This window comes from Allonocardiopsis opalescens (genome assembly GCF_003002095.1).
GTDB lineage: Bacteria > Actinomycetota > Actinomycetes > Streptosporangiales > Streptosporangiaceae > Allonocardiopsis > Allonocardiopsis opalescens.
Genome location: NZ_PVZC01000001.1, coordinates 967,147 through 992,365, shown reverse-complemented (window position 1 = coordinate 992,365; position 25,219 = coordinate 967,147). Strand labels below are relative to the sequence as shown.

20 protein-coding genes are annotated in these 25,219 nt (G+C 74.7%); 8 read left to right on the top strand and 12 right to left on the bottom strand.

Annotated features, from left to right (window positions below; all coding sequences use genetic code 11):
* Positions 1–23 precede the first annotated feature (23 nt).
* The 3 genes from CLV72_RS03945 to CLV72_RS03935 all read right to left on the bottom strand — a co-directional run bounded on the left by CLV72_RS03945 (position 24) and on the right by CLV72_RS03935 (position 5,309).
* Positions 24–806 (bottom strand): class I SAM-dependent methyltransferase, encoded by a 783-nt coding sequence (locus CLV72_RS03945; RefSeq protein ID WP_106239315.1) that lies wholly within the window; start codon positions 804–806, stop codon positions 24–26.
* Positions 807–2,401: 1,595 nt separating this feature from the next.
* Positions 2,402–4,267, bottom strand: coding sequence for a hypothetical protein (locus CLV72_RS03940; RefSeq protein ID WP_106239312.1), 1,866 nt, complete (start codon positions 4,265–4,267; stop codon positions 2,402–2,404).
* Between the two features lie 559 nt (positions 4,268–4,826).
* Positions 4,827–5,309 carry an RDD family protein gene (locus tag CLV72_RS03935; protein ID WP_106239308.1) on the bottom strand — a complete coding sequence of 161 codons (483 nt, stop codon included), beginning with the start codon at positions 5,307–5,309 and terminating at the stop codon, positions 4,827–4,829.
* 727 nt (positions 5,310–6,036) lie between these two features.
* Between CLV72_RS03935 and CLV72_RS03930 the strand changes: the two genes are divergently transcribed.
* Positions 6,037–6,927 carry an SAM-dependent methyltransferase gene (locus CLV72_RS03930; RefSeq protein WP_106239304.1) on the top strand — a complete coding sequence of 297 codons (891 nt, stop codon included), beginning with the start codon at positions 6,037–6,039 and terminating at the stop codon, positions 6,925–6,927.
* A 542-nt stretch (positions 6,928–7,469) separates the two neighbouring features.
* Here the strand turns inward: CLV72_RS03930 and CLV72_RS03925 are convergent.
* Together CLV72_RS03925 and CLV72_RS03920 are read right to left on the bottom strand one after the other, a co-directional pair.
* Positions 7,470–8,912, bottom strand: a complete 1,443-nt coding sequence (locus tag CLV72_RS03925) for an amidase (protein ID WP_425428041.1) — start codon at positions 8,910–8,912, stop codon at positions 7,470–7,472.
* 467 nt (positions 8,913–9,379) lie between these two features.
* A complete protein-coding gene (locus CLV72_RS03920) occupies positions 9,380–10,294 on the bottom strand; it encodes a D-2-hydroxyacid dehydrogenase (RefSeq protein WP_106241286.1) in 915 nt (304 codons plus the stop codon).
* Positions 10,295–11,290: 996 nt separating this feature from the next.
* On the opposite strand from CLV72_RS03920, the gene CLV72_RS03915 reads away from it, so the two are divergent.
* The 5 genes from CLV72_RS03915 (at position 11,291) to CLV72_RS03895 (ending at position 15,421) form a co-directional block, all read left to right on the top strand.
* Complete coding sequence (locus CLV72_RS03915; protein WP_211302752.1) at positions 11,291–11,770, top strand: DUF3830 family protein; 480 nt, start codon at positions 11,291–11,293, stop codon at positions 11,768–11,770.
* Positions 11,771–11,784: 14 nt separating this feature from the next.
* Positions 11,785–12,549, top strand: coding sequence for a maleate cis-trans isomerase family protein (locus CLV72_RS03910; protein WP_106239293.1), 765 nt, complete (start codon positions 11,785–11,787; stop codon positions 12,547–12,549).
* Between the two features lie 160 nt (positions 12,550–12,709).
* A complete protein-coding gene (locus CLV72_RS03905; RefSeq protein ID WP_106241282.1) occupies positions 12,710–13,498 on the top strand; it encodes a maleate cis-trans isomerase family protein in 789 nt (262 codons plus the stop codon).
* A 38-nt stretch (positions 13,499–13,536) separates the two neighbouring features.
* On the top strand, positions 13,537–14,217 hold the full coding sequence (locus CLV72_RS03900) for a GntR family transcriptional regulator (protein ID WP_106239290.1): 681 nt from the start codon (positions 13,537–13,539) through the stop codon (positions 14,215–14,217).
* A gap of 124 nt (positions 14,218–14,341) precedes the next feature.
* Positions 14,342–15,421, top strand: coding sequence for a protein kinase family protein (locus tag CLV72_RS03895; RefSeq protein WP_245929848.1), 1,080 nt, complete (start codon positions 14,342–14,344; stop codon positions 15,419–15,421).
* A gap of 240 nt (positions 15,422–15,661) precedes the next feature.
* Here CLV72_RS03895 and CLV72_RS33070 read toward each other — a convergent pair whose 3' ends face one another.
* The 3 genes from CLV72_RS33070 to CLV72_RS03880 all read right to left on the bottom strand — a co-directional run bounded on the left by CLV72_RS33070 (position 15,662) and on the right by CLV72_RS03880 (position 19,863).
* The gene (locus tag CLV72_RS33070) at positions 15,662–17,710 is read right to left on the bottom strand and encodes a molybdopterin-dependent oxidoreductase (protein ID WP_106239286.1); all 2,049 of its coding nucleotides are present in this window, start codon (positions 17,708–17,710) and stop codon (positions 15,662–15,664) included.
* A gap of 139 nt (positions 17,711–17,849) precedes the next feature.
* The gene (locus CLV72_RS03885) at positions 17,850–18,914 is read right to left on the bottom strand and encodes a tartrate dehydrogenase (protein ID WP_106239282.1); all 1,065 of its coding nucleotides are present in this window, start codon (positions 18,912–18,914) and stop codon (positions 17,850–17,852) included.
* 358 nt (positions 18,915–19,272) lie between these two features.
* On the bottom strand, positions 19,273–19,863 hold the full coding sequence (locus tag CLV72_RS03880; protein ID WP_106239278.1) for a TMEM165/GDT1 family protein: 591 nt from the start codon (positions 19,861–19,863) through the stop codon (positions 19,273–19,275).
* A gap of 285 nt (positions 19,864–20,148) precedes the next feature.
* Between CLV72_RS03880 and CLV72_RS03875 the strand changes: the two genes are divergently transcribed.
* On the top strand, positions 20,149–20,604 hold the full coding sequence (locus CLV72_RS03875) for an ArsR/SmtB family transcription factor (RefSeq protein ID WP_106239274.1): 456 nt from the start codon (positions 20,149–20,151) through the stop codon (positions 20,602–20,604).
* Positions 20,605–20,613: 9 nt separating this feature from the next.
* Here CLV72_RS03875 and CLV72_RS03870 read toward each other — a convergent pair whose 3' ends face one another.
* From CLV72_RS03870 to CLV72_RS03860, 3 genes are all read right to left on the bottom strand, one after another.
* On the bottom strand, positions 20,614–21,687 hold the full coding sequence (locus CLV72_RS03870) for a DNA topoisomerase IB (RefSeq protein ID WP_106239271.1): 1,074 nt from the start codon (positions 21,685–21,687) through the stop codon (positions 20,614–20,616).
* Complete coding sequence (locus CLV72_RS03865) at positions 21,677–22,015, bottom strand: hypothetical protein (RefSeq protein ID WP_106239265.1); 339 nt, start codon at positions 22,013–22,015, stop codon at positions 21,677–21,679. The genes CLV72_RS03870 and CLV72_RS03865 overlap by 11 nt, the downstream gene beginning before the upstream one ends.
* Positions 22,016–22,096: 81 nt before the next feature.
* Entirely contained in the window at positions 22,097–23,140 is a 1,044-nt protein-coding gene (locus CLV72_RS03860; RefSeq protein WP_106241273.1) for a glucose 1-dehydrogenase, read from the bottom strand.
* Between the two features lie 152 nt (positions 23,141–23,292).
* Between CLV72_RS03860 and CLV72_RS33860 the strand changes: the two genes are divergently transcribed.
* Positions 23,293–23,481, top strand: coding sequence for a ShlB/FhaC/HecB family hemolysin secretion/activation protein (locus CLV72_RS33860; RefSeq protein ID WP_425428040.1), 189 nt, complete (start codon positions 23,293–23,295; stop codon positions 23,479–23,481).
* Positions 23,482–23,687: 206 nt separating this feature from the next.
* Here the strand turns inward: CLV72_RS33860 and CLV72_RS03850 are convergent, their stop codons facing one another.
* On the bottom strand, positions 23,688–25,142 hold the full coding sequence (locus CLV72_RS03850) for a peroxidase family protein (protein ID WP_106239258.1): 1,455 nt from the start codon (positions 25,140–25,142) through the stop codon (positions 23,688–23,690).
* Positions 25,143–25,219: the final 77 nt, after the last annotated feature.

Genomic DNA, 25,219 nt, shown 5'->3' with positions numbered 1-25,219 from the left:
GTCGGCTTGCCGGGGCGTGTGAGTCAGGCGGGCAGGGCGGCGGACAGGGTCGGGGCGGCCGCGGGGACGGCCGCCGGGCGCTTGACGACGACGTAGCGGATGTGGCGCCAGTGCGGGTTGTCGCCGAGGGCGTCGGCGGCGATCACGTCGGCGCCCGCGTCGTTCATCAGTGCGGCCAGCTCAGGCTGCGGCATGGTGTGCATCCGCATCGGCGCGGGGTGGCGGAGCACCACCCGCTGGAACACCCGCTGCACGGCCAGCGGCGCGTACCGCGACATGAGCCCGGGGAGGGTGCGCTCGTGCCGGTCCGGCATCCCCGCGAGCAGCACCCCCTCCGGGCGCAGCACCCGCACGAACTCGCGCAGGTATCCCCTGGCCAGCGCGGGCGGCAGGTGCTGCAGCACAAGGTCGGTATAGACGAGGTCCACGTGGTCGTCGGGCAGCACCGCCAGGTCGGGCGCCACGTTGTGCACGAAGCGGATCCGCCCGCCGGAACCGTCCAGGCGGCGCGCCTGCTCCAGCATGGGCGCGGACACGTCGACCCCCACGACCTCCCCGAAGCGCTGGGCCAGCGCGTTGCTGAGCCGCCCCGCCCCGCAGCCGAAGTCCAGTGCCCGCTCGCGCCCGGACACGACGCCGAGCCGGTCCAGCCGCGCCATCGCCGCGTCGATCTCGGCGCGGCCCGAGGCCAGGAACTCCTCGTCGGCCCACCGGCCGCCGCGTTTGCCCGCGTGGGTCAGCACCGCCCACAGCGGGTCGGCCGCGCCGAGTCTGGTCCAGTCGCGCCGCACTTCGTCCAAGCCCATGACCGCACACCTCTTCCGCGCCGCAGCGCGTCCGTCGCCAGTGGTCGACGCGCGGTCCCTGTCGGGGCGCCATGGCCCGGGCGTCCAGGCCAAACTACGGCCGCGCGCCGCACCCGCGCGCTACAGCCCGCACCCGAAACACAGGTACGGGCTGCTCCCACCGCGCCGGTGGTGCTAGGTCCACCTCCGGTCCGCCCGGCGCTGCCGCACCGGCCGGACGGTGCCGCGTTCGCACCGCTGATCCACGACGTCTCCGCTGGTGGACGTGGTGGAGCCTGATCCGCCGCCCGCCCCGTCGCGGCCGCCCGTGGGACGGAGCGCGGCGGAGCGCCCTTGACCCGACGCCGCGCCACGCGTCGACCGCACGGAGCCGACCCCACGCGCGCCAACCGTGTTCAGCAGGACGACGGCGGCCCCACTCCCCGCAGCTTCGGTCCAGCGCTGCCGTGGCCGATCCCGTTCCCGCCGGTCCTGCGCGGCTCGCGCCCTACCGCGACCCCGCGCGTGGACGGCAACGCCCCACAGGCCGCCACCCCGGCGAACGGACCGGCTGTTTCCCGCTTCGACCCGAACGCACTGGACGCCGCGAACCTGTGTGCTCACGCTCCCCGCACACACGAGCGGCGGCGGCCTCCGCGCCGAACCACTCGGCGCTCGGGCCGGAGCACTCCCCCGCCCCGAAGCTTTGATCCCGGACGGTCCGGACGCGGCGCACCCGCCCACCGCGGCCCCGTTCGCGCACCCGCGATGCGGTCTCGACGCCCCGGCCACCATTCGGCGCTCGAATCGGAGAACGTCCGGTTCGCCCCGTCCGGCCGGGGGCACCGGGCCGACCGCTGCGCGCGCACCGAGGGCGGCCGTCGATTCGATGCGCCGCATACCGTCCCCGTGAGGGCAGAGCCCGGCAGACCTGCGCACCGCCGCATACGGCCGAGTGACTGCCGGCCGCACCACCTGCTCCAGGCCGCACACCCCGAAGGGTCCGCATATCCCTTCCCGCCCGTCACATGCGACGGTGGCAAGCTTCACCACCTGACCACCGCATACCGCACCCGGCAGTCGGTCCGGTAGACCTGCGCACCTCCGTACACGGTCGAGACACAGCCGACCGCACCACCTGCCCCAGACCGCACACCCCGGAGAACGGTCCGCACCTTCGATCCCCCTTCTCGCCAGACCCGGCCCTCACCTGTCCGCACACACGCGCGACAGTGGCAAGTCCCAGCACCTGACCGCCGCACACCGCGCCCGTGCGGGCAGAACCGGTCCGGCAGACCTGCACCTCCGAACCTGGTCGGGAGACAGCCGACCGCACCGCCTGCCGCCAGACCGCACCCGCGAACGACGGTCCGCACATCCCGATCCCGCCCCCTTTCCCGACCCAGTTCCCACCTGTCCGTACACACGCGACACTGGCAAGCCCCACCACCTGTCCGGCGCACACCGTGCGGCGAGGACGGCCGGACCGCTCGAACGGACCCGTGGCGTCCCCCACGCGGCCGGCGGGAGACCGGCCCTGCCGCCGAACCGTGGCCCCGGCCGCGGCAGACCGGGTCCGCCCCGGTCCGCCGCGGCCGCACGGCACGCGGACCCGGCTAGCTCCGCGTCTCCCGTCGCACCCCCTCACGCAGGCACAGCACCACCGGGCGCGCGCCGAACAGGTGGACCACCAGTTCGCGCTCGACCACCAGTCCCGCCGCCGCGATCGCGGCGGCGTGCCGCTCCGGCTCGTGCACCAGCGCGACGATCCGCCCGCCGGGTGCCAGCACCCGGCGCAGCTCCCGCCACAGCAGGCGGGGATGCCGGGCCAGGGCTCCCGCCGCGGCGACCTGCCGCTGCCACGGCGGGTTGACCAGCACCCGGTCCACCGTCGCGTCGCCCACCGGCAGCCGCCCGGCATCGGCCCTGCCCCACCCGATCGAGGCGGGCGCCGCACCGCCGACCGCCGCGCCCCTTGCATCGCCCAGGGGCCGGTCGGAACCCGCACCGGCCGCCGCGCCGCAGCGGACGGCGTCGGGCATCGACCCGCCGGGACGCGCGACGGCGTCCGCGCGGTCCGCCCCACCGGTCGGCGGAGCGTCGGCACGGCCGTCCGCGTCGGCGGCGGGCATGCCGCCAGAACGGCCCACCGCACAAGGGCCTCCGTACGCCGACGCACCGGCCGCCGTCCCGATGTCGACGCCTGCACCGCTTCGCGGAGCATCCCCGGCCCCTGCGTTGCGGCGACCGCCCGGCCCACCACCGGCTGCCCCGACGCCCTGACATCCGCCTCCGGTGACCGGGACGCCAGAGCACACCGCCGGGGCACCGCCGTATTGGTGGCAGGGCCCGGCGCTCGGCGCCGCCGCACCGGCGTCCACGTCGCCGGAATCCCGCACGTCGGCCGAGGCGGTCGGGCGGTCCGCTCCTGCCCCGCGGGCGCGGTCGAGCAGAGCTCCGCCCGCGGGGGCGCCACCGGCGGCGGCTCCGTCGCCCCCAGGGCGCCGGTCGTCGTCGGTGACCGGGACGGGTCCACGCACGGCACTGGCCGTCAGCGCGCAGGAGAACGGCTCGGCCCCGCCGGATCCGTGCGCCGCCTCCAGGGCAGGACGGGGAGCGGCCGACCGGATCGCTCGGCCTGCCGAGGGCCCATCGGGAGGGGCGTCCGTCGCCGTCGTTGTCGGCCCGGTTCTCCCCTGATCCGCCGCGTCCGTCGGTCCTCGTAGAGCGCGCGAGGCGTTGGCGGTGGCGGCCGCGAGGGCGGCCGGGTCGGCGTCCAGCCCGAGGACGCGCAGGCCGGGAACGGCGCGGGCGGCCTCGATGGGGAGGGTTCCGGCACCGCAGCACGGGTCGAGCGCGGTCTGGCCGGGACGCGGGCCGGCCAGGGCGGCCATCGCGGCGGCCAGCGGCGGGTGCAGGGTCCCGGCGACGGACGCCTCCTTGTACGCGCGGCGGTGCAGGGGCCGTTCGCCGATGCGGACCGCGAGCACGGCCCGCTCGCCTTCGACGGTGACCCGCCAGCCGAGCCCGCCCCGCGGCGGGCGCGCGCCGCCCCGCCTGGAGTGGTAGGACGCGCCGAGGCGTTCGGCGAGCACGGCGCCGACGGCGTCCTCCAGGTCGTAGCGGTTGTAGGCGCGCTTGCCGAGGAAGGACGCGGACACGTCGAGTCCGCCGTAGCGCGGCGACCCGCCGCAGCGCTCGCGCAGCCGCAGCACCGCGTCCAGGTCGGCGGCGGCCGCCGCGTCGGCCAGCCGGTCGGGCCCGGACCGGCCGCGTCCGACGCCGCCGACCTCCGCGGCCAGGGCGAACACGTCGTCGGCGATGGTCAGGGCGAGCACGTCCGCCCCGCGTTCGGGCACCGCGAAGCGCACTTCACGGTGCCCGATCGCCTGGATCTCACCCAGGCGAAGCCGCTCGATCTCGGCGGCCAGTAGTGGTTCGACTCCTCGCACGCTCCGCGCCACCAGGCGCGCCGCCGTCACGGAAGGACGACGGCGCCGGGACGCGGAGCTGCTGAGCCGAGACGCGACAGAGCGCGCGGCATCGTAGTTTCTCCCACGTCGCGACCCGGGACGGCGCTTCGCCGTCCCGCATCACTGGCGGCGGGGCTGCCCTGGGGCCGCCAGCGGTCAGCCGCGTCGGAAGAAGAACGTCATGGACGGGAGGTTAGCAAGGCCCGGGTGCCGCGCCCAATCGGTTTTCGGTCATGCGGACACGGGCGCGCGGTGTCCGGCCGCCTGGAACGTGCTCGTACCCCGAAGGCTCCGCCCCCCTTCGCGGACGCGTCGCGGACGGCGAAGCGGGCTCGCCGGAGGAGCCGCCTGGCGTCGGCGGCGTCCGGACCGACGGCCGGTCGCAGGGCTCCGGCGGCCGCTGCGGCCGCTGCCTGGAAGGGGCGTCCCGGCGCCGGGGCGCATGGCAGAACACGTCGAGGTCCCCGGCCGGACGGTCCAGCCGTGCGGGGCGCCGCCGGCCCGGACGCGCGTCCGCCCGGCGGGTCCCGAGTGGGACCCGCCGGGCGGAGACCGCGGCGCCGCGCGGCTAGCCGCGTACCACCAGGGTGCGGGCCGCCATGTCGCCGAGGCGCTGGTTGCGGTCGGTGGCGATGATGAGGATCAGACCGACCAGGCCACCGGCCATGCCGTCGACGATCAGCAGCACCCACCGGATCAGCATCGTCACGGCGCTGACGGGTTCGCCGTCCTCGCGGACCACCCGCAGGCCGAGCAGCCTCATGCCGAGCGTCCGGCCGCTGCGCGCCGGGAGGAACACCCAGTAGGCCAGGGCGATCGCCACGGTGAGCAGCAGGGCGACGGCTCCGACCGCCACCGCGGCCCCTCCTGACGCCGGTTCGCCGTCCGGTTCCCACGGGACCAGCAGGAACAGCAGCCAGGGCAGGCCCATTAGCAGGCCGGAGACGATGGAGTCGATGATGTACTGCACCACGCGCCGCCCCACGACCCTGGTGTCCGCGCTCGGCGCGTTGGTGCCGGTTCCCCTGTCGATCGTTCCGCCGTACGTCATGTCGCCGTTCTCCTCTCCCCGGCGGTTTCCCGGCGGTCCTGCTTTCGGGATGTCCTCGCTGCTGTCCCGATTCACCCATTTCAAACACCGTCGTCACCGAGCGTGCATGCAATGGGATCGTTTCGGCCGCCAACCCCCATTTCGGCTTGATTTACGGTTAACTGCTGTGATTCCTGTCGGCGGAAAACGCGGCTGCGTCGCTAGAATCGCGGTCCGTTGACGCCTGAATCGTCGGCGGTCGAGGGGGCCTGGTGACCGATTCCGCGAGTGCGCCCAGACGACTCGACCCGCATACGTCCGCTCCGGCGCGAAGCTCCCCCTCCATGCCCGGCCGCGACCGGCACGGGCCTGCGAAGCGGGGCGCCGCGCGGCACGCGGGCGGGGGCTCGTGTCCGGTCGGCGAGCGCGAGGCGCGCCGGATGACGCCCCGAACCCGACATCTCGGCCGGGTGGCGTGCGCCGACAGCCTTTCGGTCGTCTGCGTGCGGTTCGAGAGCCAGTGGGGGACCATCCTGCTCATCGTCCGGGTACGCCGCGAGGTACTTTCGGAGTGCCCCGGCCCGCAGGATCGGTCCGGGGCGGTGTCGCGGCGTACCTGGGGCGGACGGGTCCGCGGGGTCAGGCGGTCCCGAGTGCGCACGGCGAGAGCCGCGCCCGCGCCGCTCGCCGACCGCCGCGGGCGCGGCCGCGTCGCCCGTGGAGCGCTGAACGCGGCGGGCCCGGCGACGTGAACGACGACGCAGCCGACTGGGCCGGACGCACCGACGGCGTGCGGAGCGAGGACGTGTCCTTCGGGGCGGACGCGGGGCGTGAGGTGCAGAAGGCGGCCGCGCACCGGCGCAAGGCGGCCGGGCGGCCCGTCGACTGGTCGACGCCCAGCCCCGCGCGGATGTACTGCTACTACCTGGGCGGCAAGGACTACGGCCGCGCCGACCGCGCCGCCGCCGACCGGGCGGTGGCGGCCATGCCGGAGCTGCCGGACCTCGCCCGGGCCAACCGGGCGTGGCTGGGCCGGACCGTCCGGTACCTGGCCGGGCTCGGCATCGACCAGTTCGTGGACGTCGGCGCGGGGCTGCCGGCCGAGGTGAACCTGCACGAGTCGGCGCGGTCGGCCGCGCCGGACGCGCGCGTGGTGTACGTCGACAACGATCCGGTGGTGCTCGCCCACGGGCGCGCGCTGCTGGACGACGGCGACCGCACCATCGTGGTCGACGCGGACCTGCGCCGCCCCGAGTCCGTCCTGGACCATCCGGAGCTGCGTGAGGTGGTCGACCTGGAGCGGCCGGTGGGCCTCATCTGCGCGGCCGTACTCGACGGATTCACCGATGCCGAGAACCCCTACGGCATGGTCGCCCGCCTGTGCGAGGGCATCGCACCCGGCAGCCACCTCGCGGTGTCCCACATCGAGTCCACCCCGCAGACGCGCGCGGTGGCGGAGGAGTACCGCAGGTCCGCGACCTCCTCCCCCGTCGTGCCGAGGAGCCGCGAGCAGATCGCGCGCTTCTTCGACGGCCTCGACCTGGTACCGCCCGGCATCGTCCCCCTGCACCAGTGGCATCCCGACGGCGGCGAGGCGCAGGTCCGGGCGGGGCTGTGCGGGGTGGCGCGGAAGGGCTGAGACGGTATCGGAACCGCCGGTCGTGCCGCCGCGATCGCCCGCACCGTCCGGCCCCCTGAACCGCCCGCACCGCCACGACCGGCCGGAGCCGTCGCCGCCCTCCGACCAGCGGGCTCGACCCGGCCGACCACCGATATCGGCCCGGCCGGACCATGACCGGGACCGGACAGCGCCACGTCGGCCGCAGGACCGACCTCCGAATCCGCGCCCGCCCCCGGAATCCGCCCATCCCCCGCCCTCCCAGGGGGGCCGACCCCAACACCAGCATCCCGCGGCGGCCGGGCGGCCCGGAAGGGCTACCGGCGGGTTGTGGACAACTCCCGGCATACCGAGCGGTCTGGGGACAAGCGAACACACCGGACCGGCCGGACGGCGCACAATGACGGGTGCCCGCAGGAGTGCCCACCGCGAGGAGGTACGACCATGACCGATCACCGACGCGTCCGCCTTCCGACCCCCGGCGGCCGTCCGTGCGCGGCGGGCTCTGCCGAAGGCCGACCGGAGCGGTCCGGAGTCCGGCCGCCCCGGTCCCGGGCGGCCGGTCAGTCGCGGGCCATGGGCGGCCACTGGTCGTGCCAGGGGCGGGCCTCCTCGAAGGCGCGGCTGGCGGCCAGCACGGCGCCGTCGGCGTGCCGCGCGCCGACGATCTGCATCCCGATCGGGAGTCCGGCGGCGGTGAGGCCCACCGGCACGCTCGCGGCGGGCTGCTGGGTCATGTTGAACGGGTACGTGAACGGCGTCCAGGAGGTCCAGCGCCGTCCGGGCGAGCCGGCCGGGACCTCCAGTCCGGCGGTGAAGGCGGGGATGGGCAGGGTGGGCGTCAGCAGCAGGTCGTAGCGCTCGTGGAAGTCGCCCATCAACCGGCCGAGCCGCATCCGCTCCGAGGTGGCCGTCAGGTAGTCGACGGCGGAGTAGCGGGCGCCTTCGTCGCAGACCTCGCGCAGGCCGGGGTCGAGCCGTTCGCGCTGGGCGTCCGTCAGGTGCTCGACGCACTTGGCGGCGCCGGCGAACCACAGCACGTGGAAGGCGTCGACGGGGTCGGCGAAGCCGGGATCGATCTCCTCGACCTCGGCGCCCAGTTCCTGGAAGACCTCGGCGGCGGCCGCGACGGCGGCGGCGACCTCGGGGTGCACCTCGGCGTAGCCCAGGTCGGGGCTGAACGCGATGCGCATCCCGGCCACCCGGGCCAGCGCGGCGTCGGCGAAGCGGTCGCCCGGTGGCGCCAGCGCCGACCAGTCGCGGCTGTCGGGGCCGCACACCGCGTCCAGTAGCAGGGCCGCGTCGGTGACCGTGCGGCTCATCGGGCCGACATGGGCGAGGGTGCCGAAGGGGCTGGCCGGGTAGTGCGGGATGCGGCCGTAGGTCGGCTTGATCGTGTAGATGCCGCAGAAGGCGGCGGGGATGCGCACGGAGCCGCCGCCGTCCGTACCGAGGGCGAGCGGCGCCAGGCCGGCGGCGACGGCGGCCGCGGCCCCGCCGCTGGACCCGCCCGGCGTGAGCTCGGGGTCCCAGGGATTGCGGGTGACACCGGTCAGCGGGCTGTCGGTGACGCCCTTCCAGGCCAGCTCCGGGGTGGTGGTCTTGCCGACCATGACGGCACCCTGCTCGCGCAGCCGCGCCGGACCGGGCGCGTCGACCTCCCAAGGACCGTCGCGGTCGATGGTGAGCGTGCCGCGCAGGGTGGGCCAGTCGCGGGTGAGCAGTACGTCCTTGACCGAGACGGGCACCCCGTCGAGCGGGCCGAGCTGCTGGCCCCGGTGCCAGCGGACGGCGGACTCGTCGGCGGCTCGCAGCGCCCGCTCCGGGTCCACCAGGCAGAACGCGTTCAGCGTGGGGTCGATGCGCTCGATCCGGTCGAGCACGGCGCGGGCCGCGTCCACCGGGGAGAGGTCGCGGCGCGCGTACGCCTCGGCCAGCTCGACGGCCGACATCGCCGCCGGGTCCACATCGCCCAGACGCGGCGAGCGGCGGGCCGCCCAGGTCATACCGGCGTCGGTCGTCCGGCTCCGCCAGTCGCCCATCGTCGTCATGGTCACCTCATTCGGATCTCGGGTCCCGGCCATGCCCGCGGACTCGTGGGTGTCCACAGCCCGCCGACCGGCACCAGTCGTTGTCCACAGCCTGCACTTCCCACCCGGCGCCACACGCCGAAAACCTGAAAGGATGGTTGTAGGGGGTGCCCCCCAGGGCGGGCGGGGTGGGGGAACGGAGGCGATTCGGGCGGAGGCGGACCGGTCCGTCCCGGTCCGGGCGGCGGGACGCGGTGGACGCCGGGCGCATAGCACAGGTCCGGGGCCCCGCGTCCGGTTGTGCACAGGGCGGAGCGGATGCGGCGCAGTTCGTCCAGAACCGGCTGGTAGGGCTCCCCACGGCGCACCACGGCGCGAAATACTGGTGTCGGGATGCTCCCCCCGGGCGGGAGAGGGCTGCGCGCGGGGCGACGGGCGGGGCATCAGGGAGTCCGCACGTAGCCGTGGCGCTTGTCGACGATGTTGCGGAGCGGGCGGCCTTCGATGTAGCGGTCGAGGTTGTCGGCGAAGAGACGCACCAGTTCCTCGCGCCAGCCGACCGCGTCGCCGGACATGTGCGGTGAGACGACCACGTTCGGCAGCTCCCACAGCGGCGAGTCGGGCGGCAGCGGCTCGGCGGCGAACACGTCCAGGGCGGCGCCGCCGATGGTCCCGGCCGTCAGCGCCGCCACCAGATCGTCCTGGACGACCAGCGCGCCGCGGCCGACGTTGATCAGGTAGGCGTCGGAGCGCATCCGGGCCAGGGCGGCCGCGTCGATCATGCCCCTGGTCGCCGGGGTGAGCGGGGCGGCCAGCACGAGGTAGTCGGCCGAGCCCAGGGCCGTGCCGAGTTCGTCGGCGGCCAGCACCTCGCCGAAGTCGGGATCGCCGGACCGGGCGACCCGCCCGGCGCCCGTCACGCGCAGCCCGGCCGCGCGCAGCAGCCGCGCGATGGCACGGCCGATCGGGCCGGTGCCGACCACCAGCGCCCGCGCGCCGGTGATCCGCCGGGTCTCGCGGTGCCGCCACCGCCGCTCGCCCTGCAGCCGCAGGGTGGCCGGGAAGTCCTTGGCGTGGCAGAGCACCAGGCCGAGCACGTACTCGGCGATCGGCTGGTCGAACACGCCCCTGGCGTTGGTGACCACCACCTCGCTGCGCACCAGTTCGTCGAAGACCAGCCGGTCCACCCCGGCGCTGGCGCTGTGCACCCACCGCAGCGCGCCGGCGTTCGGCCATGCGGCCGGCACGGCGTCGGACAGGAAGTCCCACACGAACAGCACGTCCGCACCGGGCAGCGCCTCGGCCAGCTCCTCGCCGGTGGCGTAGCGCACCCGGGCCCGCTCCGCCACGGCGGCCATCCCGGGCGGGCGGTCACCGTCGCGGTGCAGCACCACGACACGCGGCGTCGGCGAGCTCACGGCGCCTCCCCCGGAAAGCCGCACACCCGGGACGCGGACTCCGGTGCGGCCGGTGCCGGCACCGCTCCCCGCGCAGCCCCCTCCCGCCCGGGGGGAGCACCCCGACACCAGTCTTTCGCATCGCGGTGCGCCGTGGCGATGCCTACCGGCCGGTTCTGGATAAGCTCCGGCCCGCCCGGTCCGTCCTGTGGAAAAGCCTCGTTCGGCCGCTCGTCCCCCTTGCGGCCGCTACACGGAACCGGATCCGCCGGGAGTGGTCCGGACCGGTGTTCCCGCGTGCGGACGCCGGGCCGCCGGTGGTCCGGGACACCGCGCCCCGTCGAACGCCACAGCTTCCGGCACGCGCTGCCCCGCGGCTGGTCGAGGGCACCTAGAACCGCTGATCGCCACGGCCCCTCGCATGCGCCGCCCCAAGGACGGTTCGCGGCACTGTGAACCGCCGATCGCCGCATCCCCGCGCGGACCCCGCCCCCTGGATGCTCCGCGACACCGGGAACCGCCGGCCGGCACCGCCCCTCGCACACCCCGCCCCGCGGACGCTCCGCGACACCGCGGGCCGTCGATCGCCACCGCCCTCCGCGCACCTCGCGGACGCCGGCCGGGCACGGCCGCGGGGCCGTGTACAGGCCGTTCGCCGGTGTGCGGCGGGAAGGCTTCGCGATCACGAAAACTCCTTGTAAACAGCGCCTTCGCGGCGCTGGACGGGCATTGACACGCTAAGAAGCAATCGTATGATTGTCAACAATCGGCAACCTTCGCAGTTCGCGCGAGATCAAAGTCAAGACCGTGTCTCACGGACCGTCTTCCCGACCGCGCATGGGTCGCCGGCGACTGAGCACCCTTTGGCGATCTCTTCGGCGAGAACTCCCTGCGGCCGTGCCGATCGGTTCGTCCACCCCGCACGAAAGCGGATAAGGAGTGCTGATGTCGCGGTTGATGTCCATCACGCTGCAGAGTCGCGGTGTCTCGTGCGTCGCGGAACTGCTGGACAAAGAGGCGCCGCGCACCTGCGAGGCGGTATGGAACGCGCTGCCCCTCAGCGGCGACGCCCAGCACGCCAAGTACGCGCGCAACGAGGTGTACACCATGGTCCCGCGCTTCACCGGCGAGATCGGGCTCGAGAACCCCACCGTCACCCCCATCCCGGGCGATGTCGTGTACTTCTCGTTCTCGGGCGGCATGCTCGACCAGCGCTTCAAGGAGGACCAGGGCATCCACGAACTCCCGGGCGTCATCGACCTGGCGATCTTCTACGGCCGCAACAACCTGCTGCTGAACGGCGATGTCGGCTGGGTTCCCGGCAACGTCTACGCCACCGTCGTCGAGGGCCTGGACCAGATGGCCGAGGCGTGCCATGACGTCTGGCGCTCGGGCAGCGTCGGCGAGCGGCTCCTGTACCAGCGCCACAGCGGCTGAGCGGGCGGCCGCGGATGGCGACTGACGTCCTGGAGATGTTCTCCGGCCCCGAACCGCCCGGCCAGACCGGGCTCGGCGTGGTGGCGCCCTTCGACTTCGCGCTCGACCGCGAACTGTGGCGCTGGGCGCCCGACTCCGTGTCGCTGTACGTCACCCGGCTGCCGTTCGTCCCGGTCCCGGTGACGGTCGACATGGCGGCGGCGCTCAGCGACGGCGAGCGGGTGCGCCGCGCCACCCAGGACCTGCTCGCTCCGGAGCCGCTGGCGGTGGCCTACGCCTGCGCGTCCGGCAGCTTCGTGCACGGGGCGGCAGGCGAGCGGCGGCTGCACGAGAGCATCCTGGGGGCGGGCGCGCCCGCCGCCACCACCACCTCCGGCGCGATGATCCAGGCCCTGAACGCCCTCAACGCGCGCCGGGTCGCGGTCGTCACCCCCTACGTCGACAGCGTCACCGAACGGCTCCTCGGCTTCCTGGACGAGCACGGGGTCGAGACGGTCGGCAGTGTCGGCCTGGGCCTGCTGAACCACATCTGGAAGGTCACCTACCGGGAGGTGGTGCAGGCGGTCACGGAGGTCGACCGCCCGGAGGCGGAGGCCATCTACATCAGCTGCACCAACGTCGCCACCTACGACATCATCGGCCCGCTGGAGCGCAAGCTCGGCAAGCCGGTGCTGGCGGCCAACCAGGTGACCATGTGGTCGGCGCTGAACGCGATGGGCTGGCGGGCGCTCGGCGAGGGGCAGTGGCTGGTGGAGTCCACCCCGCTGACCGCCGCCTGAGGGCGGACCGGTGCGGCTGGGAGCCATTCCCAGCCGCTTCCCGGCCCTTTCCCAGCCTCATCCGGTCGCGGACGATAGATTGTCGACAATCGACGGGCCGAGGCCCCGGAGGAGTGACACGGTGGAGAGTGCGGTGGACGACCCGGCCGGCGGCACGGCCCTGAGCGCCCCGGCGCCCTCGGACGCCGCACCCGGCGCGGCCGTCCCGACGGTCGGCTTCCTGTACCCCGGCTACAGCGCCGAGGACGACTACCCGGCCTGGGAGCGGCTGCTCGGCGACGTCCGGCTGCCGCTCGTGCACACCCTGATGCGCGAGGACGCGCACCGGGTGGACGCGCTGCTGGACGTCGGCGGCGACGACGTGCTCGCCGAGGGGGCGCGGTCGCTGCGCGCCCACGGGGTGGACGCCGCCGTGTGGGCCTGCACCAGCGGCAGCTTCGTGTTCGGCTGGCAGGGCGCCCGGCGGCAGCTGCACGTGGTCGAGGAGGCGTCGGGCGCGCCCGCCACCTCCACCTCCTTCGCCTTCGTGAGCGCGGCCCGCCGGCTGGGCCTGCGCCGGGTCGCGGTGGCCGCCACCTACCCGCATGACGTGGCCGAGCACTTCGTCGCCTTCCTCGACGTGGCCGGAATCGAGGTGGTGGCGCTGAGCAGCAGGGGCATCGTCACGGCGGCCGAGGTCGGCACACTGCGCGGCGACGACGTCGCCGCGTTCGTCGCCGCCAACGACCACCCCGGCGCGGACGCCGTACTGGTGCCCGACACCGCCCTGCACACCGCGGGCCTGGTGGCCGGCCTCGAGCAGCGGTGCGGCAAGCCGGTGCTGACGGCCAACCAGGTGAGCATCTGGGAGGGGCTGCGCCTGGCGGGGGCCGACACTCCGCGCGAAGGGCTCGGGGCGCTGTTCGGCTCGCGGCCGGCGGGGAGACCGGACGGCTCACCGGGCCCGTGACGTCATGACCGACTGAAGATCGAGGTGCAGTATCCGCCATGAGCGATCCTGGAGAACTGGAACCCGTCACCCGGGAGTCGACCGCCGCCATCATCGCCAACCAGCTGCGTTCGGCGATCATGTACGGCTCGCTGGCCCCGGGCGACCAGCTCACCGAGACGGGCCTGGCCGCGCAGTTGGGGGTGAGCCGCGGCCCGCTGCGCGAGGCGATGCAGCGGCTGGTGCAGGAAGGGCTGCTGCGCAGCGAGACCCACCGCGGCCTGTTCGTCATCGACCTCGACGCCGCCGACGTGCGCGACATCTACCACGCGCGGCTGGCCGTCGAGCGTTCGGCCTGCCTGCTGATCATGCAGGGCAACCGGGGCGAGGCCCTGGTGGCGCTGACCGCGGCGCTCGACCGGCTGGTGCAGGCGGCGGAGTCGCGCGACCGGGTGGCGATGAGCGACGCCGACCAGGCCTTCCACCAGACCCTCGTGCAGCTGTCCGGCAACACCCGCCTGCAGCGGATGGCCGAGACCCTGCTGGTGGAGACCCGGATGTGCCTGACCGTGATGCAGGAGAGCTACCCGGAGCCGGCCGAGCTGGTCGAGGAGCACCGGGTGCTGGTCGACGCCATCGCCGACGGCGACGAGCAGCGGCTGCTGCGCCTCATCGAGGAGCACATGCTCTCGACCGTCGACCAGATCACCGACTCGGGCCCGGCGGCCCGGGCGGGCTGAGCCGCCGCCGGTCGCACGGATCCGGCGGTCGTGGCGTACAGTGCGGTCGCGAGGGCGTCGCGCACCTGGCCGGCGTGAGGCCGGACCGCCGGAGCGGCCGCCGCGGAATCGAGGTGGTGGCCCGGTGGAGGCGGGGTTCCCCGACATGTCGCGCTGTGCGCGTCTGGCGGCCTTCGGTTCCGTCTCCACGGCGCTGGCTCTGCGCAGCGACCGCGCGCTGGGCGAACTCCTGGACACGGCCGTGCCACTCGGTTCGGGCATCGGCGGGACCTCGGTCCTGCTGGAGGTGGCCGGAACCCCGGTGTTCGTGAAGCGGGTGCCCCTCACCGACCTGGAGCTGCGGCCGGAGAACGCTCGGTCCACGGCGAACCTGTTCGAGCTGCCCGTCTACTGCCAGTACGGCCTCGGGGGGCCGGGTCTGGGGGCATGGCGGGAGCCGGCCGTGCACACCATGACGACGAACTGGGTGCTGGCGGGCGATTACGAGGGCTTCCCGCTGATGTACCACTGGCGGGTGCTGCCCGGATCGGCGCCGCTCCCCGAGGAGCTGGCCGACGTGGAACGGGCCGTCGCCTACTGGGGCGGCGGGGCGCAGGTGCGCCGCCGGATCGATGCCCTCCGGCGGTCGTCGGCGAGCGTGGCGCTGTTCCTGGAGTACATCCCGAGCAACGTGCACCAGTGGCTGGGCGTCCAGATCGAAACGGGCGGCGAGGCGGCCGACCGGGCCTGCGCCATGGTGGAGAGGGAGCTGGAGGCCGGAGTCTCGTTCATGAACGGTCAGGGGCTCCTGCACTTCGACGCGCACTTCGAGAACATCCTGACCGACGGGCGGCGACTCTACTTCGCGGACTACGGTCTCGCGACCTCCTCCCGGTTCGAGCTGTCGCGCGAGGAGGCCGACTTCTTGGAGCGGCACCAGACCTACGACCGCTGCTACTCGGTCAGCCACCTGGTGAACTGGCTGGTCACCGCCTTGTACGGGTCCGGGGCGGAGGAGCGCGAGGCGCGGGTGCGCGCCTACGCCCGAGGGGAGCGCCCGCTGGGGGTCCCGGCGGCGGCCGCCGCCGTCCTGGCCCGCCACGCGCCGCTGGCCGCGGTGATGGCGGACTTCTTCCGCGCGCTCCGGCACGAGAGCAGGGAGACCCCGTACCCGCTGGAGGAGATTCGGCGGATCGGCCGGCTGGAAGGGGCCTCCCCCGGCTGACGTCCACGGTGCCCCGGAGGCCGGACGGACCCGACCGGGCACCGTCCGTCCGGCGACGGTCCCGGCCGCGCCCCCGACGCACGTCGGGCCCGCGGCCCCGCGGGGGCGCCCCCCGACGTCCATTCTTCCGCCGCGCGGTGCGCGGCGCGGCGTTCGCCGGCCGCTTGTGCGCGGGCGGCCGGGCGGTGCGCGGCTGTGGACGGGCGGTTTGACACGCGGTGCGTGCGCGGAGGGCGCGGGTCAGCCGACGGTGACGTCGATCGTGTGCCAGCCGGAGGCGCCGTCGGGGGCGGGGGGCGCTTCGCGCTCGGTCTGCACGGTGCCGTCGCCGTCGGTGGCACGGACCTGGATGGTGTGCTCGCCCGGGGCGGCGTCCCAGTCCAGCACCCACTGGCGCCAGGTGTCGGCGGAGTCCTCCGCCGCGAGCCGGGCGGGCCGCCAGGGGCCGCCGTCCACGCGCACCTCCACCGCGGTGATGCCGCGCGTCTGCGCCCAGGCGACGCCCGCGATCGGCACCCGCCCGGGCGGGATCCCGCTGCCGGGGCGGGGGGTGTCGATCCGCGACTGGGTCTTGATCGGCCCGCGCGCCGCCCAGCCGCGCGGCACCCAGTAGGCGTCGAAGGCGTCGAAGGTGGTCAGCTCCAGGTCGACCAGCCACTTGCACGCCGACACGTAGCCGTACAGGCCCGGCACCACCATCCGCACCGGGAAGCCGTGCTCGACGGGCAGCGGCCGCCCGTTCATGCCGATGGCGAGCATGGCGTCGCGGCCGTCCATCACGTCCTCGACCGGGGTGCCGATCGTCATCCCGTCCGACGAGCGCGAGACCAGCTGGTCGGCGCGGCCGCCCTCCGAGGGCGGACGCACCCCCGCCTCGCGCAGTAGCGCGCCCAGCGGCACCCCGATCCAGCGCGCATTGCCGACGTAGGGCCCGCCCACCGGATTGGACACGCACGCGAGCGTGACGTCGCGCTCGACCAGGCCGGGGTGGGCCAGCAGGTCGGCATAGGTGTAGCTGCGCTCGCGGACGCCCTGGCCGTGCAGCCGCAGCCGCCAGCGCATCGCGTTGAGCTGCGGCACCACCAGCGCGGTGTCCACCCGGTAGAAGTCCTCGCTGGGCGTGGTGAAGGGCTCCACCCCCGGCACGCCGAGGTCCGCCCCGGCCGGGACGGGACCCGCCGGCGACGCCGGCGCGGGCAGCCGGATCGCGGACCGCGACGCCCCGGCCTCGGACCGGGCCGCGCCCACCGCGATCCCGGTGGCGGCCGCGCCCGCGGACAGCACCGCCGTGGCGGTGGCGGCCAGCACGAAGCGCCGCCGGTCGAAGGCGGCGGCCGCGCCCGGCCCACCCGCACGCATCACCGGCGGCAGGCCGGCGTGAGGCGGCTCCGGCCGGGCGTCGCCGCGCTCCGGGGCCTCGGAGTCGCCGGACGCACCACCAGATCCGGGCGCGGCTCCCGGCTCCGCTCCCGCCGTCACCCCGTGCGGTCCTGCTCCGTCCAGGCCGTCCGCCGACGCCACCTGTTCCGGCCCTGAAGCCGAACTCGATCCGGACGCCACACCGGACGCCGCCCGCCCTTCCGGCCGCGTCGCGTCCGGCCCCGACGCTGCCCGCTCCGATGCCGGCACCGGACCCGGATCAGACGGCGCATCGGTCCCTCCGGCCGCGCCGCCGTCAGGGCGCACGGTGTGCGGATCCCGGCCCGGTCCGCGGGATCGCGCGGTGGCGCGCGCTCCCCCTGACGGCGCTTCCTCGGCCCGTGTCTCCGGCACCGGTGCGGTCGCCCGGCGGGCGGGCGGTGGCGGCGCCGCGGGCCAGGCCGACAGGTCGGGGCCGCCACCGGACAGGCGTGTCAGCACGACCAGCACCAGGCCGGCCGCGGCGGTTCCGGCGAGTGAGGGCAGGGCGTCGGCCGGTGCGGCCTCGGGCCGGCTGAGCGCGGCGGTCACTCCGATCGCGCCGAACACCACGACACCGAGCAGGCCGGCCCAGATCCGGAGCCGGGCCAGTACGCCGATCACCGCCGCGAAGAGGGCCAGCGCCGCGGAGATCGCGGCCAGCAGCACGATCCGGTCGGCCTCGCCGAAGACCGCGATCACGAACTGCTCGACCGGCTGCGGCGCACCGTCGATCAGGGCGCCGCCGACCGCGATCAGCGGCGCCGCCTGCGGACGCGTCAGCAGCGACACCAGTTCGCCGGCCCCGATCGCGGCCGCCGCCGCGAGCACGCCGCACAGCGCACCGAGAAGCCGTCCGGGCCTTCCGCCGCCCGGGTGGCGGTTCGTCATATCACCCACAGCACCATTCAGCCCCGTCCGACGGCGGAATGCGCGCCCGACGCGGCCCATTCGCCATGAACAGAGCATTACGTCCGACCGCGGCCCCGGCAATCCCCGCCCAGCGGGCGCGGGCGGTCCCGGGCGGCGGTCAGGCGCTGGGCAGGGCGCGGATGATCTCGTCGGTCATCTCGGTGGTGGAGGCGGTGCCGCCCAGGTCGGGGGTGCGGGCGTCCGTGGTGGCCAGCACCGTCTCGATGGCGGACTCCACCTCGCGGGCCGCGGCCTCGTGGCCCAGGTGCCGCAGCATCAGCGCGCCCGACCAGATCTGCCCGATCGGGTTGGCGACGCCGCGTCCGGCGATGTCGGGCGCTGAGCCGTGCACCGGTTCGAACATGGACGGATGGGAGCCGGACGGGTTGAGGTTCGCCGATGGCGCGATCCCGATGCTGCCCGCCACGGCGGCGCCGAGGTCGCTCAGGATGTCGCCGAACAGGTTCGAGGCGACGATCACGTCGAAGCGGGCCGGATTGAGCACGAAGCCGGCGGCGAGCGCGTCGATGTGCAGCTGCTCGGTGCTCAGGTCCGGGTGGGCGGCGGCGAACTCGCCGAACACCTCGTCCCAGAACGGCATGGTGTGGATGATGCCGTTGGACTTGGTGGCGCTGGCCACCCGGCCGCTGCGCTCGGCGGCGAGTTCGAAGGCGAAGCGCATGATCCGCTCGGTGCCGCGGCGGGTGAAGGTGGACTGCTGAACCGCGAACTCCTCGGGGGTGCCCTGGTAGAGGCGGCCGCCGATCTCGGAGTACTCGCCCTCGTTGTTCTCCCGCACCACCACCATGTCGACCATGCGCGGGGTCGCGTCGCGCAGCGGCCCGGTGATGCCGTCGAAGAGCCGGATCGGGCGCATGTTGACGTACTGGCCGAAGGCGCGCCGGATCGGGATGAGCAGCCCCCACAGCGACACGTGGTCGGGGACGCCCGGGTAGCCCACGGCGCCCAGGAAGACGGCGTCGTGCTCGCGGAGCCGGTCGAGTCCGTCGGCGGGCATCATCGCGCCGTCGGTGAGGTAGCGCTCGCAGCTCCACGGGAGGACGGTCGCGGCCAGGCGGAAGCCGTGCGCCGCGCCGACCCGGTCCAGCACCCGCAGCGCCTCGGGCAGCACCTCGTTGCCGATGCCGTCGCCCGGTATGGCCGCGATTCGGTGTTCTCGCATCTGGGTCCCGTCCTATCCGAGATCGTCCGCCGACTCGACGATTCTGGTTGCCGCGTGATCACGGATCAAGCCGCCGGACGGCCGGTCCCGGGCCGTTGCCGTCCGGTGCGTCAAGCGAGCCGTCCACAGCCGTCCGCGGCGCGGCCCGCCGTCCACAACCGCCCGGTAACCCGTCGCGGTGCGCAAGCCAGGGCGGCAGGATGGTCCTAGGGGTGCCCCCCAGGGTGGGCGGGGGCTGTACTCCTGCATCCGGCCGACGCCCCCGTCTGGCGCCCCCACCGTCGCCGCCCGCCCCGCGGCGACCGGGCGCCGGGCCTGGCCTGAGCCGCCACCGGGGCGGGGACGCCCCGGTGGCGGCTCAGGCCAGCACCGCGGGGACCGCTTCGGCCAGGATCCAGGCGCCGAAGACCGCGAAGAGGGCGGCGGCGCCGATGGCGACGGCGCGTTCGGGGAGGCGCTTGCCGATCTGGCGGCCGACGACGATGGCGAGCGCGTCGGCGGCGACCATGCCCAGCGTCGAGCCGAGCCAGGTGCCGAACCAGCCGTAGTCGGTGGCCAGCACGATGGTGGCCAGCATGGTCTTGTCGCCCAGTTCGGCCAGGAAGAAGGCGGTGGTCACGGCGATGACGGCCGACCGGGTGGTGCGCGCGGCCCTCCCCCGCTCGTCGTCGCTGAGCGTGTCGCCGCGCAGCGTCCACACGGCGAAGCCGAGGAAGGCGACGCCGGCCGCGACGGAGATCCAGTCGGTGGGCAGCGCGGCGCCCAGGCCGTAACCGATGCCGACGGACAGCGCGTGCACGACGGAGGTCGCGAGGGTGATGCCGATCAGCACCGGCCACGCCCGGAAACGCGTCGCGAAGGTCAGCGCCATCAGCTGCGACTTGTCACCGAGTTCGGCCACGAAGATGACGCCGAAGCTCACGGCTGTGCTGAGGATGAGGGATTCCATGGGGGAGACTTCCGGCTCGGGCCGGGACGGGGCGCGCGAGACTCCGACCCGGCAGCTGACTGCCAAGGTCGAAGGTCTCGCCCACCCGCTCACGCGGGCGCCGCGGCCGGAGGTCCGCGGACCTCAGTGTGTCGACCGGCGGGCTTACGGGCTACTCCCCTTCGCCAACACCCGCCAGCCTAGCGATCTTCACTCCATTGTCAATCGATTGCGCAAGTGATGTGATGTGGCTTGGGCCACCGGGTGTCGCGCCGTCCGCCCGCATCGGGAAGAATCGGCAGGGACATGACGGATCCCCGGTCGTCCGAACCCAGCGCACCGCCCGAGCCCGGGCCGCCCGCCGCGCCGCAGGTGCCGGTGCCGCCCGTCGAGCCCGAGGTCACCCCGCCGCAGCTGCGGGCCGCAGCCAACACCTTCGGGCTGCTGGCCGCGCCCACCCGCCTGCACCTGGTCTGGATCCTGGCCCGGCACGAGTGCGACGTCGGCACGCTGGCCGAGCGCACCGGCGCCACCGTCGCCGCGGTCAGCCAGCACCTCGCCAAGCTGCGGCTGGCCGGGCTGGTGACGGCGCGCCGGGTGGGCCGCCACCAGATCTACGCCGTCGAGGACCCCCACGTCCTCACCCTGGTGCAGCAGATCTTCGCGCACATCGCCCCCGACGGCGGCCTGGCGCCCGACCCTCCGTCCCCGCGCCACCCCGCCCGCGAGGCCGCCGGCGGCGACCCTGACGCCCCCTCCTGACGCGCGGCGTCAGTCCCGGGCCCGGCGGAGCATGGTGCGCACGGCGTCCTCCACCGGGCCGCCGGTGGACAGCTCGCCGAAGGAGGCGTCGGCGGCCAGTTTCGGAAGTTTCGACCGGATGGTGACGCCCCGCCGGTACAGCTCGAAGACGCGGGGGTCGATGTAGGAGGCGCGGGCCACGGCCGGGGTGTTGCCGAGGTACTCCGCCACCTCTGACACCACCCGCGCCTCGGCGCGCTGCCGGCCCGCCGAGTCGCGCGGCACGTCGGTGGAGACGGCGACGCCGACCGCGGCGAGGACGGTCGCGTGCCAGGTGCGGAAGTCCTTCACGCTCGCCTTGGGTCCGGCCAGTTCGCGCAGGTAGCCGTTGACGTCCTCGGAGCGCACGTCGTGCCAGCCGCCGGGCACCCGGTAGGCGAGCAGTTCGGGGCCCGGCGCGCGCCGCCGCTTCAGCGCGGTCACCAGGGCGCACAGCCGGTCGTCGGCCAGCTCGACCTCGCGGCGCCGACCGCCCTTGGCGGGGTAGTCGAAGACGACCCGCCCCCTGGTGCAGCTGACGTGCTCGCGCAGCAGCGTGGCGACGCCGTAGGTGTCGTTCTCGTCGGCGTAGCTTTCGCCGCCGGAGCGGAAGAAGCCGAGGTCGACCAGGCGGATCGAGCCCGCCAGCACCCGCTCGGGGCCCAGGCCGCCCTGGTCGAGGCCGGCCGCCACCCGCTCGCGCACCTCGGGCAGCCGCTCGGCGAAGTCCAGCACCCGGTCGTGCTTGGCGCGGTCGCGCAGCGCCCGCCACCGGGGGTGGTAGAGGTACTGGCGCCGCCCGGCGTCGTCGGTGCCGACGGCCTGGACGTGCCCGTCGGGTTCGACGCAGATCCACACCTCGGTCCACGCGGGTGGGATGACCAGGTCCTTCAGCCGCGCCTTGGTCTCGTGGTCGGTGACGGCGCGGCCGTCGGGGGCGAAGTAGCGGAAGCCGCGCCCGTGGCGGCGGCGCGTGTAGCCGGGTTCGTCGGGGGAGCTGGGCCGCAGTCCCGCCCGCGCGAGCTCGCGGGGCGCGTCGGCGGCCCGGTCGCGGTCATCCGCCATAGGAGGCGATCGGCAGCCAGCGGTCCTCGGGCGGCGCCTCCCAGGGGGCGCTCGCGTTGATCTCGTCGGCGATCCGCCGGGCGCTCTCGGCGTCCAGCTCGCCGGGGGCCACCCGGGCGACCAGTTCGGGCAGGGTCAGCAGCACCAGGTAGCGGCCGCTCTCCGGGCTCTCCTCCAGCAGGGGGCCGCCGAGCGGGTCCCGGTTCTCGTCGTAGGCGTTGGGGAGCACCAGGACCTGGCGGCTCGACGTGTCGTAGGAGAGGGTCGGGGTCTCCATCCCCGACCTGGCCAGCTCCCAGATGTCGTCGGGCCGCACGGTGCCGGTCATTCAGGACTCCTCGGGGTCGGCTCGCAGGTCGCCGCGGCCGCTACCCGGCGCCTCCAGGGCGAAACGGCACCCTGAGGCGGCTCACAGGTCGATGACGACCTTGACCTCGTCGTCGGCCGGGTGGAACGCCTCCGCGGCTCGGTCCAGGGGCAGCCGACGGGTGATCATGCCCTCCAGCCAGGCGCGGTCGGCGGCGGCGAGGGCGCGGACGGCGAGCGCGTAGTGGTGCAGGTTGGCGTTGACGGAGCCGAACACCACCGAGTTCAGCCGCACCATGTCGCCGTTGACGGCGCCGATGTCGACGGGGAAGGTCTCGTCGGGTGAGACGCCGAGCAGGCAGGCGATGCCGGTGCCGGCCGGGGCGTGCATCGCGTCGACCACGAGCCGGGCCACGCCGGTCGCCTCGATGACCACGTCGGGCCGCACGGCGCGGGCGACCTCGGCCAGCCCGCCGGTGTGGTAGGTGGCGCCGAGGGCGGCCACCAGTTCGGGTTTGCGGCCGGAGTCGACCCGGTCCAGGACGTGGCAGTCCAGGCCGCGCTGTCGGCCGAGCAGCGCGGCGAGCAGCCCGATCGGGCCGGCCCCGGCGACCAGCACCCGGCGCGGTTCGAACCAGGCGCGCGCGCCGATCCGCTCGATCTGGTCCCAGGCCTTGGCCACGATGGTGGTCGGTTCGAGCAGCACGCCGACGCGCTCCAACTCCGGGTCCAGCCGGACGGCGTAGTCGGCCTCCACGGTCCAGCGCTGCGCGCCGAAGCCGTGGTGGCCGGTGATGCCGCGCTCGGTGTAGCGGCCGTTGCGGCACATGTCGAACTGGCCCTGCCCGCACGGGCCGCAGGGCACCGGATCGGGCCGGCGCACCACGCCGACGACCAGATCGCCCTGGGCGAAGCCGCTGTCGGGCGGCGCGGAGGCGACCCGGCCCAGCGATTCGTGCCCGATCACCAGCCGGTCGGCGCCGGGCGGCGGGGCGCCGAACAGCCCGTCGGCGATCTCGCGGTCGGTTCCGCACACGCCGAGCGCGAGCGCGTCGACCAGCAGCTCGCCCGGGCCCGGCCGGGGTTCGGGCACCTCCTCGACCCGGAGCGTCCCGGCCTGGCCCGGGTGGACGGTGAGCGCGCGGATGCCGGTCATGGGGCCATTGTCACCCGGGACCGCCCGCGCGGGGGCGCGCACGCGCCAGCGAAACGATCAATGGGGCTTCCCGGCCGGTTCAGCCGTCCGGGAAGGGGTCGTCGGGGAGTGCGGCGGTGCCGAGTTCGGCGTCGGCGGCGCTGATGACGGCGATGTACTCGTCGTCGATCTCGTACCAGTACTCGCCGAGCCGGAACATGGGGGTGGAGCCGGTCTCGACGGGGCCGAGCCGGACGCGGCGCGGGTACACCGACCAGACCGCGTCCGGCTCCGAGGGGCGGAGCAGCCGGGTGGAGACCAGGGTGATCATGGAGTCGGCGACGACCAGGTAGAGGCACGCCGAGCCGCCGGCCAGGGCGATGGGGCAGACGTAGCGCATCCGGGCGCCCTCGGGCAGGAAGGCGCGCAGCCGCTCGCGCACCTCCGCTGGTACCGGCACCGCACCCGCCTTCCGCTCCGCCTCTCCCCGCACTGTAGACGCTGGGTCCGCGGGCCGGGACTCCCGCCGCCCCGGGCCGGGGGCGGCGGGAGGCGGGGCTCAGACCTCGTCCAGGCCGAAGCCGGTGAAGGTGATCAGGTCGGGCACGGTGAAGTCACCGGCTTCGGCGCCCGGGAGGAAGGGGCGCCAGCCGGGGTCGGTGCGCAGATAGGAGGAGGGGTCGGCGGCGAGGAGGCCGAGGAAGACCTCGGCGACGATGCGGCCGCCGACGGGGCCGAGGTGGCGGCCGCCGGCCAGGACCTGCGCCTCGCGCAGCACGTAGTACCACAGCGGGGCCGGCCCGCGCCCGGGCAGGCCCAGCTCGGACCCCGACAGCGGCTCCACGCCCATGGCCCTGGCCACGGCCTGGCCGGACGGCAGTCCGAGGCGGGCGCCGCGCACCAGGTTGCGCCGGACCAGCGAGGCCATGCCGGGCGCCTCCTCGGGCGGCAGCGCCAGCAGCGGGGGCGCGATGTGGACGTCGATGGCCCGGGTGGGCTGGAGGTCGGGGTCGCGCTTGCCCTCGATCTCGAAGAAGCGCCGCCACTCGATCTGCCAGAACGGGGGCAGCCGGCGGAAGCCGCCGAAGTGGCTGAGCGGGTCGGCCTCGCCGATCGGCTCGCTGGTGAAGACGGGCAGCCCGGGCACGGTGGTGTTCAGCTTGTACCCGGCCCGGATCATGGAGTGGCCGAAGCGGTAGGCGGCGACGCTGAACTCCACCGGCATGAAGGGCTGCCGGTTCCAGTTGAAGAAGCGCAGCCGGGGCCGCTCCACCTCGCGCCCGCCGCGCACCAGCGGCTCGCGCGGCAGCACGTCGTCGAAGGTGTCCTCGCCCACGATCCGGCGGAGGAAGTCGTGCACCACGGCCCACTGGTAGTGCCAGCGCACCACCCGCTGGGCGGCGGCGAAGGCGTCCTCGCCGGCCTGCGGCGCGGCCTCGGGGAAGTCGCCGAGGCGGGCCACGACGCGGTTGTGGAACAGCAGCATCGTCAGGTGGACGTGGCTGACGAAGACGTTCTCGTCGTTGCGTGGGTCGCCGATGAGGGCGGTGTCCTGGCCGTTGCGGGGCAGGTCGAGCAGGTCGTCGTGCTCGCCGACCAGCAGGCTGCGGCCGTCGGCCTGGTCGTAGAGGTAGGGCTGGTCGCGCGGGCCGCGCCCGTAGACGCTGTCCAGGTCGAACCTGGGGGTGCGGAAGTTGGTGAGCGCGTCGGGGTCGTTGCGCCGCTCCAGGCTGGAGACGGGGTCGAAGGTCAGGTCGTGGTCGACGAACTGGCCGATGTAGGTGTATCCGGCCGGGATGGCGTCGTTGTCGCCGGCCGGATCGGGCGGCGAGGGCTCGGCCATCACGGCGGCGACTGCGGCGATGCGCTCGTCGTCGGGCAGGTAGGCCGGCAGCCGGCGGAACATCCGGCCGAAGCGGCCCTCGTCGAGTCTTGAGCCGGCGACGTGGTCCAGGCCCCGGGTGGTCGCCCCGTGGCTTCGGGGTGTGGAGGCGTGCTGCCCTGCACGGGTCATGGTGGTCCCCTGACCTCACGCGTGCGTGGGGCTACGTGAATGGATCTCGGTGGCAATGGTGGTCTGCGGCTCGGCGG

Coding starts and splice junctions, on each gene's coding strand:
- CLV72_RS03945 (WP_106239315.1), bottom strand. CDS start 806: ATGGGCTTGGACGAAGTGCGGCGCGACTGGACCAGACTCGGCGCGGCC.
- CLV72_RS03935 (WP_106239308.1), bottom strand. CDS start 5,309: ATGACGTACGGCGGAACGATCGACAGGGGAACCGGCACCAACGCGCCG.
- CLV72_RS03925 (WP_425428041.1), bottom strand. CDS start 8,912: ATGACCTGGGCGGCCCGCCGCTCGCCGCGTCTGGGCGATGTGGACCCG.
- CLV72_RS03920 (WP_106241286.1), bottom strand. CDS start 10,294: ATGGCCGCCGTGGCGGAGCGGGCCCGGGTGCGCTACGCCACCGGCGAG.
- CLV72_RS03915 (WP_211302752.1), top strand. CDS start 11,291: ATGTCCATCACGCTGCAGAGTCGCGGTGTCTCGTGCGTCGCGGAACTG.
- CLV72_RS03910 (WP_106239293.1), top strand. CDS start 11,785: ATGGCGACTGACGTCCTGGAGATGTTCTCCGGCCCCGAACCGCCCGGC.
- CLV72_RS03900 (WP_106239290.1), top strand. CDS start 13,537: ATGAGCGATCCTGGAGAACTGGAACCCGTCACCCGGGAGTCGACCGCC.
- CLV72_RS33070 (WP_106239286.1), bottom strand. CDS start 17,710: ATGACGAACCGCCACCCGGGCGGCGGAAGGCCCGGACGGCTTCTCGGT.
- CLV72_RS03885 (WP_106239282.1), bottom strand. CDS start 18,914: ATGCGAGAACACCGAATCGCGGCCATACCGGGCGACGGCATCGGCAAC.
- CLV72_RS03880 (WP_106239278.1), bottom strand. CDS start 19,863: ATGGAATCCCTCATCCTCAGCACAGCCGTGAGCTTCGGCGTCATCTTC.
- CLV72_RS03875 (WP_106239274.1), top strand. CDS start 20,149: ATGACGGATCCCCGGTCGTCCGAACCCAGCGCACCGCCCGAGCCCGGG.
- CLV72_RS03870 (WP_106239271.1), bottom strand. CDS start 21,687: ATGGCGGATGACCGCGACCGGGCCGCCGACGCGCCCCGCGAGCTCGCG.
- CLV72_RS03865 (WP_106239265.1), bottom strand. CDS start 22,015: ATGACCGGCACCGTGCGGCCCGACGACATCTGGGAGCTGGCCAGGTCG.
- CLV72_RS33860 (WP_425428040.1), top strand. CDS start 23,293: ATGACGGCGATGTACTCGTCGTCGATCTCGTACCAGTACTCGCCGAGC.
- CLV72_RS03850 (WP_106239258.1), bottom strand. CDS start 25,142: ATGACCCGTGCAGGGCAGCACGCCTCCACACCCCGAAGCCACGGGGCG.